An 11,792-nucleotide genomic window follows, 5' to 3' on the forward strand; every position below is an offset into this window, starting at 1 on the left:
GACATCCAGTGGGTCGCCGAGCAATGGCCGCCGCAGGGCAAGATTGACGCGGGCGCCGTGCTCGAGGCGATCGACGCGGCCAAGCCCGACGCGATCCTCAACGTCGAATTCGGCGCCGATCTCGTCAAGCTGGTGCGCGAGGGCAACACGCGCGGTCTGTTCAAGGGTCGCGAGGTGGTGAGCTTCCTCACCGGCGAGCCGGAATATCTCGATCCGCTCAAGGACGAAACGCCGGAAGGGTGGATCGTCACCGGCTATCCCTGGTATTCGATCAAGACGCCGGAGCACGACGCCTTCCTGAAAGCCTATCAGGCCAAATACAACGACTATCCGCGGCTCGGATCGATCGTCGGTTACGAGACGATCAAGGCGGCAGCCGCCATCCTCGCCAAGGCGAACTCGACCGATCCTGAGAAAATGATTGCCGCCGCCGAGGGCTTGTCGCTGCCGTCGCCCTTTGGCGAGATCACCTTCCGCAAGATCGATCACCAGTCGACGCTGGGGGCGTTTGTCGGCAAGACCGCGTTGAAGGACGGCAAGGGCGTGATGGTCGATTCCGTCTATCGCAAAGGCTCCGACTATCAGCCGAGCGATGCGGAAGTCGAAAAGATGCGGCCGAAGGATTAAAGGCAACTAACCTCGGGGCCTCATGGGTTCGAGACGCGCGGGCTTGCCCGCGCTCCTCACCATGAGGTGTGGGACCCTCGTCCCGAGGAGGCACGAAGTGCCGTCTCGAAGGATGATGCCGATACACTGAAAGCTGCGCAAACTCGCCCATGGCATTTTACATCGCTCAGTTCCTGACCGGGCTTGCCAGCGCCGCTTCGCTGTTTCTGGTTGCTTCAGGACTGTCGATCATCTTCGGCGTCACCCGGATCGTCAATTTCGCCCACGGCGCGTTCTATATGCTCGGCGCCTATGTGGCGTTCACGCTGACCGCGCGCTTTTCCGGCGCGCTCGGATTCTGGGGCAGCATCCTGGCTGCATCGCTGATTGTGGCGGCGATCGGCGTCGTCGTCGAAATGCTGCTGCTGCGGCGAATCTATCATGCGCCGGAACTGTTCCAGTTGCTCGCGACCTTCGGTTTGACACTGATGGTCGAAGACGTCGTGGTTCTCACTTGGGGCCCGAACGATCTGGTCGGTCCGCGCGCGCCAGGCCTGAAGGGCGCGCTCGATTTCTTCGGTCAGAAAATTCCAAGCTACGACCTGTTCCTGATCGTGTTGGGGCCGGCCGTGCTCGGCCTGCTCTGGCTGGTGTTCCAGCGCACGCGCTGGGGTGTTCTCGTTCGCGCCGCGACGCAGGACCGCGACATGGTGGCAGCACTTGGGGTGAACCAGAAATGGCTTTTCACGTCCGTGTTTGCGCTCGGCGTGTTTCTCGCGGCGCTGGCCGGCGCGCTGCAAATTCCGCGCGACGCCGCGAACCACGCCATGGATTTGCGCGTCATCGTCGATGTTTTTGTCGTCGTCGTGATCGGCGGCCTCGGCAGTGTCGTCGGCGCCTTCGTCGCGGCGGTGCTGGTGTCGGAATTGAATGCCTTCGGCATTCTGATCTTTCCAAAAATCTCCATCATCCTGGTATTTCTGGTGATGGCGGTGGTCCTGATCGTGCGACCCTGGGGGCTGCTCGGCAGAGCGGAGGCCCCGGCGCGCCGCACGCCAGGACTTACCGTCCATCCGTGGCGCGCGCTGACTTCGAATGAGCGCATCGCGGCTGCCATCGTGCTATTGCTCGCCGCCTCGCTGCCGCTGTTTACCGGCAATTATGCGCTCAACGTCGGCGCGGAGATCGCCATCTTCGTGATCTTCGCCGCGAGCCTTCATTTCCTGATGTCGGCCGGCGGGCTCGCCTCCTTTGGACATGCGGCTTATTTCGGACTGGGCGCCTATGGCGTCGCCTTCGCAGCCAAGCTCGCAGGCCTGCCGATGATCGCGGCCCTTGTGCTCGGGCCTGTGTTTGGCGCTCTCGGCGCCGCGGTGTTCGGCTTCTTCTCCGTCCAACTGTCCGGCGTCTATTTCGCGATGCTCACGCTGGCCTTTGCGCAGATCGTCTGGTCGGTTGCCTTCCAGTGGGTCGACTTGACCGGCGGCGACAACGGCATTCTCGGCGTCTGGCCGGAGCGCTGGGCGGCCAGCCCTTCGCATTTCTACTGGCTGTCGCTTGCGATTGCCGCGCTCGTGGTGGGCGCGCTCCGGATCGCGCTGTTCTCGCCTTTCGGCTTTGCGCTGCGGGCTAACAGGGATTCCCCGCTGCGCAGCGAGGCTGTTGGCATCAACGGCAAGCGCATCCAGTGGACCGCCTTTGTCATCGCCGGCACCGCGGCCGGTATCGGCGGCGCGCTGTTTGCTTATCTGAAGGGCAGCGTTTTTCCGGATGTCCTTGGCATTCCGTTGTCGGTCGATGCGCTGGTCATGGTGCTGCTCGGCGGCGTCGAGACGGTCTCGGGCGCGATCGTCGGTGCCATCGTCTACAAGGCGCTCTCGATCTGGCTGGTCAGCCAGACCGAGTGGTCCAAGCTCGTGCTGGGCGGCTTTATCGTTCTCATGGTCGTGGCCTTTCCAAAAGGCATTGTCGGCACGGTGGAAGCGATCTGGCATCGCCGGCCGTCGTCCATCAAGGCCGCCTTGGTAGCCTCGAAAATCGAGACCGCCGAATGAGCACGCAGCCATTATTGTCAGTCGAGGGCCTGAGCAAATCCTATGGCGGCGTGCATGCCGTGCGCGGCGTCTCGTTTGCGCTTTCCGCCGGTGAAATTCTCGCGCTGATCGGCCCGAATGGCGCGGGCAAGAGCACCTGCTTCAACATGCTCAATGGCCAGACCACGCCCGATGCGGGGCGGGTCCGTCTGCTTGGCCACGACACTACCGGGTTGAGGCCGCGGGAGGTCTGGTGGCTCGGCGTCGGCCGCACGTTCCAGATCACCGCGACATTCCCGACCATGACAGTGCGCGAGAATGTCCAGGTGGCGCTGTCGTCGCATGACCGAAAACTGTTCAATCTCTTTGCGTCGATGCCGCAATATGCCCAAAGCGAGGCCGATCGCCTGCTGGAGCTTGTCGGCATGGGCGGCTTTGCAAAGCGCGCGTGCGGCGAACTGGCCTATGGCGATCTCAAGCGGCTCGAGTTGGCGGTCGCGCTTGCCAACCAGCCGAGGCTGCTCTTGATGGACGAACCGACCGCCGGCATGGCGCCGCGCGAACGCATCGAATTGATGCGGCTCACGGCCCAAATCGCCAAGGAGAAATCGATCGGTGTTCTCTTCACCGAACACGACATGGACGTCGTATTCGAGCATGCCGATCGTATTCTGGTGCTCAATCGCGGCAGCCTGATCGCGGAGGGTTCGCCGGAAGAAGTGCGGCGCAACGCGGAGGTCCGCGCCATCTACCTCGGCGAGGGCCTGGTCTATGACGCGCGCCATCGGGAAGGAGTTTCCCCGTGAAGCTCTCTATCCAAGATCTCAACAGCCAATACGGCCCGGCGCACATTCTGTTCGACGTCGCGCTTGATGTCGGCGAGGGCGAGGCGGTCGCGCTGCTGGGACGTAACGGCGCGGGGAAATCCACGACCTTTCGCTCGATCGTCGGTCTCGTCGCGCAGCGCTCCGGCCGCATCCAGTTCGAGGGCCGCGAGATATCGAGCCTGCCGACGCATGCGATCGTGCGCTGCGGGCTTGGCTATGTGCCGGAAGAGCGGCGCATCTTTACGGACCTGACGGTTGAGGAAAATCTCGAAGTCGGCCGCCAGCCACCACGGGAAAATGCGCCGCAATGGACGCGCGAGCGGCTGTTCGAGTTGTTTCCCAATCTCGCGGAAATGCGGGGCCGGCCCGGCGGGCGCATGAGCGGCGGCGAGCAGCAGATGCTCACCATCGCGCGGACATTGATGGGCAACCCCTCGCTGGTGCTGCTGGATGAGCCTTCCGAGGGATTGTCGCCCAAGATCGTGGAGCAGATGGTGGAAGCCATCCTGACCATGAAGAAGGAAGGCGTCAGCCTTCTGGTCTCCGAGCAAAATCTGCATTTCGCGCGGCTGATATCGGACCGCGCCTACATCATCGAGCGCGGCCGCATCTGCTTCTCCGGCACCATGGCTGAGCTCGATGCACGTCCGGATATCCGCGATGCGCATCTGGCATTGTGACGGCGGCGCATGAAACGGGCGCGAGGGCGGCGATGAGCAGGGAAGTTCCACTGAGGCGCAGTGTGAGGCCGTCGCGGCCGCCTTACGTGCTCGACGAACAGATCGGCTTCATCCTGCGTCAAGTCTCGCAACGTCACACCGTGATCTTTTCCCGCGACATCGGGGCGGATTTGACGCCGACGCAGTGGGCAGCGCTTGCCAAACTCGCCGAAACCGGGCCGTGCTCACAAAACCAGTTGGGCCGTTTGACCGCGATGGACGCCGCCACCATCAAGGGCGTAATCGACCGCCTCACTGCGCGTGGTCTCACCGAGACCAGCGCCGACCCCGAGGATGGACGACGCCTGCGCGTCAGCCTGACGCGAGCTGGGCAGCAGCTGGCCGAGAAAGTCGCGGCCAACGCGATGGCGATTTCGAGGGAGACGCTGGCGCCGCTCGATTCCCGTGAGCGCGAGCTGCTGGTTACGCTCTTGAGCAAGCTGCGGTGAGGTTGCTCGGGCGATCAAGCTCTCACGCTTTGCCGAGGGCTGCTCTTGGCTTCGGGCTTCTCGTTTTTATGGCTGGCGATGCGGTTATCAATACGATCGATTCGTTCGTCTCCCCGGCTACCGGCGGTCTCAATTTTATGTCGACTGCAATGGGGCAGCAGGGCTCTCTCACGACCAGGCAGTCCGATGCACTCGATACGTACCACACCGCTGTCGACAGATTCGAGCTGATCCTGCGCGAGCGGCGTGCGCAAATCAGATCAAACCAGCAATTGCCGAACTTGCCGGGACAGACGCTCTATTTGGCTCGCAACGACATGATCAGCGCGTACAAAGACCTCACCGACGCGCTTCCCTCCAGGATCGGAAAGCCGAATAAATTCGGAATCCCTCCGGCCTATCTCGACGCCGAAAACGAGCCGATGCTCGACGAGTACAGGAGGCTCTTCGACGTGATGGATGCGCCACCCGCCAATGCGCAAAAATCGGATACGCCTTTCAAGGACGTCGTCGATTTGGGAATTGCGATTGCGCGAGCCAAAGGCCTCGATACGACGAACGCCGAAGTGGCAGGGCGTATTAGCCTGGGTATCTTCTTCGCCGAGACCAACGGTGTCCAGAACGCCGGAAATGCGCGTTCGAACAAGTACAAGGGAAGTTTTCAGACTGGTCCATCCGAAGATCAAATCGGTCAAAAAAAGTGGTTCGCGACAAAGAAGACGATAGCGACCTTTGATCCAACGTTGAGCCTTCGCGACGACAAGGAGGAAGCGCGAGCAGGCAATCTCGATCATCGGTTCAATCACTGGACCGCCGTACGCGATGGCCTGATGAGCACCCACGCCGACATCTTTCCGCAAGTGCCCAGACTCGCAAAGATACTGCCGGATCCGATCGACCAGATGAAATTGTTCGAGCTGATGCAAATTATCCCGACCCCAACGAGGGCGGCGCTCAGGTCAGGCAAGCTGCTGAGCTTCAAAATTTCCGACCCGACGTTCATGGGGTATCTGCGAAACAACAGCATCTTTGCCTTCGGACACGCCGACAGGGCGAGAGGATCCGCGACTTTTCGCGAAATTCTTGATGCGATGTGGCTCTTCAACGCCAAATTTGAGCAAGCGAGTTCTAAATTTGACGAGATCAAGGCGAGGTAAGGCCGCCAAAACTGCGAGCCTCTTAAGCATTTTGATGTCGCCCGTCGAATTGCCAATAGATTTCGAATAACTCCTGATTGAAAATCCCCGTTAAAGTGCGTCATGCTGCCATCAAGCGCGAACGAAAGTTCACTTCGGGGAGCGCAGGGATTGCCGTCGTCAGGTCAAAAAATCGCACGCTTGCGCCTCGGTGTTCTGTGCTGCCGCGCCGTCGTCGGCGCGATGGTCGTGTTGGTGTTTCTACCGATCCGGATCAGCGAAGCCAACTGGCTAACGGACGCTTTTAAAGGCTCGTCAAAGCCCGGCAAGGCGGCTGCGCATGTCGCCTCGTTAAAGCGCACTGGCTCGGCCAAGCACAGCGCTTCGCCAAAATCCCATCATGTGAAGCTTGCTGCGCTCGGAGCGGCCCATTTGAGCCTTTCCACTTTAAAAGCCGCCCCATCCAAATGCGATCCCAAGAAATTCCGGGTCCTTCTGGATGTAGGGCATACCGCCGAATCGGAGGGCGCGACCAGCTCACGCAATGTCCCCGAGTTCGCCTTTAATCTGCGTCTTGCACGACAGATCGATGAGAAATTGAAGGCCGAAGGTTTTGCGGAGACCCGGCTGCTGGTGACCGAGGGCAAGGCCAGGCCAAGCCTCGTCAAACGAGTTGCGGTTGCGAACGATTGGTCCGCTGATCTATTCCTGTCGATCCATCACGACTCCGTACCTGACAAATTGCTTGAGGATTGGGAGTTCGAGGGCAAGAAAAGCCATCACAGCGACCGCTTCAGCGGTTACTCCGTATTCGTCTCCCACGACAACCCGGATTTCAAGACGAGCTTCTCATTCGCCGAAATGGTGGCTAGGGAAATGAAGGCGCGTGGCCTGCAATATGCGCGGCAATATACCTTGCCCATCATGGGGCATTACCAGCACCCGCTTCTGGACAAGGAAGCCGGCGTCTATAGCTACGATGATCTTGTGGTGCTGAGGAAAACGCGTATGCCGGCCGTGCTGCTGGAGGCAGGCTCCATCATCAACCGGGACGAAGAGCTCAGGATGGAATCGCCGGAACGCAGGGATCTCGTCGGCAACGCCGTCGTTGCGGCAGCGAAGGATTTCTGCGGTCCGCAGGAGCCCTTCCTCGGTCCGCTGTGATGGAGCGGTGACCGCGTGGCCTCGCATCCTTTCCGGACGTTTCGCAACAATGCCGCTGGGATGCTCATCGCTGCTGGCGTTGCCTCGATAAGCGTCATGCTGCCGGGCTTTGCCGTGGCGGGCTCCTTGCCCAAAGGTTTCGTTCATTTGCGTGATATCGACCCCACGATCGTCCAGGACATCCGCTATGCAGGATCCCATAACTTCGTGGGTCGACCCATCAGGGGTTACCTCGCATCAGAGTGTATCCTCAGCGAGCCCGCGGCGAAGGCGCTTGAAGCCGTGCAGAGGAAACTGGCCGAGAAAAAGCTCTCGCTCATCGTCTGGGATTGCTATCGGCCGAAGCGGGCTGTCGACGATTTTCTTCAGTGGAGCAAGGATCCAACGCACGCCGAGATGAAGGCCGAATTCTATCCAAACACCGACAAGGAAAAGCTGTTCGCTCTCGGATATCTCGCAACACGATCGGCTCACTCGCGGGGCAGCACGGTGGACCTAGGCGTTGTACCGGTCACTTTTTCATCTGCGTCGCCGTCAAATCCCACGCAGCCTCTCAAGGCTTGCACGTCGCCAAAAGGCGAAAGATTCGAGGATGGAACGATCGATTTTGGCACCGGCTACGACTGCCTGGATCCGATGGCAAGTACATCAAACGCTGGTGCAGGCGACATGGCATTACGTAACCGCCAAATGCTGAAGTCCATCATGCTGGATGCAGGCTTTCGTCCTTATGCGAAGGAGTGGTGGCACTTCGAATTGATCGATGAGCCATTTCGCGGCGACGGGTTCGACTTTGAGGTCTCTGCTTCGCCATCTTCGACGGAACGGTCAACACGCTAGTGGAGTGGATTTGACATTCGCTACCCGCCTGGCCGCAAGTTCGTAAAACGAATGTCAAATCCTAAACTCCACTAGAAACCTGTATTTGCTAGCGGTCCCATGATTCTAACATTCGCAAGAGGTGACCGCTGAAAAGGGATGCGAATCTTAGAATCCAACCACTAGTTCCAGCACGTTCCGCGGTGAGCGAACGCGCGGCGCTTTGGCCTGCTTGACAGTCCGATTCGCCCTGATATTTATGAGGCTTGGGGATTGCGATCTCCCCTTTCAGGCGACATGCCCAAGAATCGCGTCCAGTTCACCAAGGGCGCAGCATGTCGACCAAACGCTCAGATTCCATAAAAATAGCTCTGTTATGGCCCCGCGACGTCCCCAAGTGGCACGCGGCGACACCACAGGAATACCGGCTTCATCGTGTTTTCGAGGCGCTGGCTGCGCTCGGCATCGAAGGGGTACCCGCGCTCTATGCCGACGATGCGGTCGATCAGGTCCGCGCGCAACTACTTGCCTGCGATGGCGTGCTGGTCTGGGTCGATCCGCTTTTCACCGGGCGAAACCGAAAGCAGCTTGATGCGCTGTTGCGCGACGTTGCCGTTCAAGGGGTTTGGGTCAGTGCCCATCCTGACGTCATTCTCAAGATGGGCGCGAAGGAAGTCCTTTACCGCACCCGAGATCTTGGTTGGGGCTCCGACACGCACCTCTATCGCACCAACGCAGTTTTCCGCGAGGAATTTCCGCGGCGGCTCCAGGAGGCGACCCCACGGGTCGTCAAACAGAATCGAGGCAATGGCGGCCAGGGCGTCTGGAAAGTCGAGCTGATATCAGCGGCTGCGCGGGTCGCGCCTACGGTACGCGTGCTAGAGGCGAGCCGGGGCAGCCTGCCCGAGGATCTGCCGCTCGATGAGTTCATGACACGGTGCGAGGCGTATTTCGCGGACGACGGCTGCATCATCGATCAGCCGTTCCAGCCACGACTGCCTGACGGCATGATCCGCTGCTACATGGGTGCGGACAAGGTCATCGGCTTCGGCCACCAGCTTATCAAAGCGCTCATTCCACCGCCTCCGGAAGGCCCGAACTCGGAAGCGGCAACGCCGGGTCCGCGGATCATGCATCCGGCGTCGGCGCCGGAGTTTCAGGCGCTGAAAAACCTAATCGAGTCCGACTGGACACCGCAGATGATGCGGGCGCTTGACGTCGATGCCGGATCGCTACCGGTCATCTGGGACGCGGATTTTCTCTACGGGCCGCGCGACGCATCAGGCAGAGACACCTACATGCTGTGCGAGATTAATGTCAGTTCCGTCTTTCCTTTCCCGGAACAGGCGGCGCCTGAGATCGCTCGCCTCGCACGAGACCGGTCCCTGACAAGCAGAAGGACACTCGATCGCTAGCATCGCAATTTGCTCCCGCATCAGCCCCGCGATCGTCGTGCTCAGATAGCGGTACCCCCTCTTGCGTTCGATCCGCGCTCCAACTAAACATGTGTTGGGGAAATGCAGACTCCCCATTCATTAGACGGTCTCCGTCCAAGCTCTGCGCAGCGCTCGATTCGTCGGGAGGATTGCGCATGGACCGAACCAGTCGTCTCCTTCCCCTTCACGGGATCTGTACGAAGATAGGCTCGGAAATTCATCCGCGCCGATCCACTTGTCAGGTCTGCCCCGTCGTGTCGCCCGGCATTTCGATCCGTTCCCGCGCGATTGTTTCGCGTCCGCGGCGCAACAGTCATGACCACCAGCTACTAAAAGAAACTGTGAGAAGGAGAAGACCATGCGTAAGTTGTTTTGGGCGACGATTTCAATTGTCGCCGCTGTGCTCGCCACCAGCGTTCAGGCGCAGGACATAAATTGGCAGAAGGTGGATGACGCGCTCGGCCGCAAGCCGGCAGTCTCGGGCGACGTGCACCGCTATGGGTTCCCGCGCAGCGATCTCAGCGTGACGCTTGACGGTGTCACCATCAAACCTGGGCTGGCGCTCGGCGGCTGGGTCGCGTTCAAGCCGATGCATGGCGAAGCCATGGTGATGGGCGACCTCGTGTTGCTTGAGAGCGAAATTAATCCTGTGATGCTCAAGATGATTGAAGGCGGCCTTGATATCACCGCCGTACACAATCACCTACTGCGCGCCAGCCCGACCACTTTCTACATGCATATCGGTGGCCACGGTGACCCAGCCAAGATGGCGGCTGTCATTCGTGACGCACTGGCCCTCAGCAAGACGCCGCTTTCGATGCCGGCTTCTACGACTGCCACCGCGTCTCCTCCCGCCATCGATCTCGATACCGCGAAACTCGATCAGATCATGAAGACCAAAGGGAAAGCCAACGGAGGGATCTATCAATACAACGTCCCCCGCCGCGATCCCGTAAGCATGGATGGCATGGCCATGACACCACCCGCGCCACTCGGTGTCGCTATTGGTATCAACTTTCAGCCGACCGGCGGCGGCAAGGCCGCCATTACCGGCGACTTCGTCCTCGCCGGCGACGAAGTAAATCCCGTCATCAGAGCACTGCGAACCAATGGCATCGACGTCACGGCGGTGCATAGTCACATGCTGGATGAGCAGCCTCGGCTGTTCTTCTTGCATTTCTGGGCGGTCGATGATGCGATGAAGCTGGCCAAAGGACTACGCGCCGCACTCGACAAGACGGCGAGCGCAAAAGACTGAACGCCTTTGGCAATGCGGGAGGTGTCGGCGTCCCTCTCCGCATGAGATGAATAGTGATCGGCAGACCAATAAAAGTCGCGGGCGAATCAATGCGAAGAAAGCTTTTGATCGGGTGTTCTGTCATTGTCGTGGCGGTGGGGATTCTCGGGGCTCTCTACGCCATTTTTGTTCCGGGTCTGTCGAGTGCGCTTCGGGAACCACCGGCGGCTGAAACTCTGGTCGCCACCTGGCTGTTGCATCAAAGCGTCCCGGACGACGCGAAGAATACCGTCAATCCGCTAAAGGACGACCCCGCCGGGCTTGCGGCAGGACATGAGCTCTACAGGGAGAAGTGCGAAACCTGCCACGGCTATGACGGGGGAGGCAAAACCACCATCGGCGGCAACCAGTATCCGCGTCCACCGGCACTTCGTTCGTTTGCGATCCAGGCAACTTCGGACGGCGAAATTTTCTATCATATTCGCCACGGCATCCGTAACACCGGCATGCCTGCCTGGAATTTGCCTGACCGTCAAATCTGGCAGCTCGTGAGTTACCTCAGGCATCTGCCGGAAGTGGCGTCGATGACGCCCGAGGCAGCTCCAGCGCCTTCGTCCACCACGCCCGCAGCACTACCGCCGGATCACGGGCATTATGTCGGGTCAGTCGCCTGCAAGGGATGTCATGAAGAAGTCTATGCGCGTTGGCGCAAGACCCGCATGGCTAACGTTGTGCGCGATCCCCGCGAACATCCAGACGCCATCATCCCCGACCTCTCACAACCCAATCCGGTTTATAGTTTTACGAAGGACGACGTCGCGCTCGTTTACGGCAGCCGATGGAAGCAGCGCTACTTCAAGAAAGTCGGCGACGATTATTTCCCGCTTCCAGTGCAATGGGATGTCTTTCATAAAAAATGGAGCAAGTATTTCGTCCCCAATACCGGTGACTGGTGGGCGCCGCTCTATCCGCCCGACAACTTCCAGCGTCCGACGGGGCCGCTCTGCGACGGCTGCCATTCGGTGAACTACGACATCAAGACCAAGACCGTCACCGAGTGGAATGTCGGCTGCGAGAGATGTCACGGACCCGGCGAGGCGCATGCCAAGAAGCCGGTCCGCGACAACATCCTCAATCCGGCGCGTCTCGACTATGTTCACGCCAGCGACACCTGTATCCAGTGCCATTCGCAGGGCCAGCCGCTCAAGAACCCAATTGAAGGGAAGTATTACGACTGGCCGGTGGGCTTTGATGTGGGCAAAAATCTCAGGGATTACTGGAAGCTTGAGGAGCACAAGCTCGGCGACCTTACCTTCACCCATTTTCCGGACGGCACCGCACACAAGAACCGGATGCAGGGCAACGA

Annotated in this window: 11 protein-coding genes; all 11 read left to right on the forward strand. The window is 59.9% G+C overall.

Going from position 1 to position 11,792, the window contains the following annotated elements; translation table 11 throughout:
- The coding region (locus WB528_RS17095) for an ABC transporter substrate-binding protein (RefSeq protein WP_423889588.1) at window positions 1-627 on the forward strand (627 nt) is incomplete at its 5' end.
- A gap of 149 nt (window positions 628-776) precedes the next feature.
- Window positions 777-2,660, forward strand: a complete 1,884-nt coding sequence (locus WB528_RS17100; protein ID WP_423889589.1) for an ABC transporter permease — start codon at window positions 777-779, stop codon at window positions 2,658-2,660.
- A complete protein-coding gene (locus WB528_RS17105; RefSeq protein WP_423889590.1) occupies window positions 2,657-3,445 on the forward strand; it encodes an ABC transporter ATP-binding protein in 789 nt (262 codons plus the stop codon). The genes WB528_RS17100 and WB528_RS17105 overlap by 4 nt, the downstream gene beginning before the upstream one ends.
- A complete protein-coding gene (locus tag WB528_RS17110; RefSeq protein ID WP_423889591.1) occupies window positions 3,442-4,146 on the forward strand; it encodes an ABC transporter ATP-binding protein in 705 nt (234 codons plus the stop codon). The genes WB528_RS17105 and WB528_RS17110 overlap by 4 nt, the downstream gene beginning before the upstream one ends.
- A 32-nt stretch (window positions 4,147-4,178) precedes the next feature.
- Entirely contained in the window at window positions 4,179-4,634 is a 456-nt protein-coding gene (locus tag WB528_RS17115; protein ID WP_423889592.1) for a MarR family winged helix-turn-helix transcriptional regulator, read from the forward strand.
- A 137-nt stretch (window positions 4,635-4,771) separates the two neighbouring features.
- Window positions 4,772-5,791 carry a hypothetical protein gene (locus WB528_RS17120; RefSeq protein WP_423889594.1) on the forward strand — a complete coding sequence of 340 codons (1,020 nt, stop codon included), beginning with the start codon at window positions 4,772-4,774 and terminating at the stop codon, window positions 5,789-5,791.
- A 180-nt stretch (window positions 5,792-5,971) separates the two neighbouring features.
- The gene (locus WB528_RS17125) at window positions 5,972-6,934 is read left to right on the forward strand and encodes an N-acetylmuramoyl-L-alanine amidase family protein (protein ID WP_423889595.1); all 963 of its coding nucleotides are present in this window, start codon (window positions 5,972-5,974) and stop codon (window positions 6,932-6,934) included.
- Between the two features lie 96 nt (window positions 6,935-7,030).
- Window positions 7,031-7,774, forward strand: a complete 744-nt coding sequence (locus tag WB528_RS17130; protein ID WP_423889596.1) for a M15 family metallopeptidase — start codon at window positions 7,031-7,033, stop codon at window positions 7,772-7,774.
- Window positions 7,775-8,088: 314 nt separating this feature from the next.
- Window positions 8,089-9,168 (forward strand): Cj0069 family protein, encoded by a 1,080-nt coding sequence (locus WB528_RS17135; RefSeq protein ID WP_423889597.1) that lies wholly within the window; start codon window positions 8,089-8,091, stop codon window positions 9,166-9,168.
- Window positions 9,169-9,547: 379 nt separating this feature from the next.
- A complete protein-coding gene (locus WB528_RS17140; protein ID WP_423889598.1) occupies window positions 9,548-10,447 on the forward strand; it encodes a DUF1259 domain-containing protein in 900 nt (299 codons plus the stop codon).
- An 89-nt stretch (window positions 10,448-10,536) separates the two neighbouring features.
- The coding region (locus WB528_RS17145) for a c-type cytochrome (protein ID WP_423889599.1) at window positions 10,537-11,792 on the forward strand (1,256 nt) is incomplete at its 3' end.

It is taken from the genome of Bradyrhizobium sp. (genome assembly GCF_049586575.1).
GTDB lineage: Bacteria > Pseudomonadota > Alphaproteobacteria > Rhizobiales > Xanthobacteraceae > Bradyrhizobium.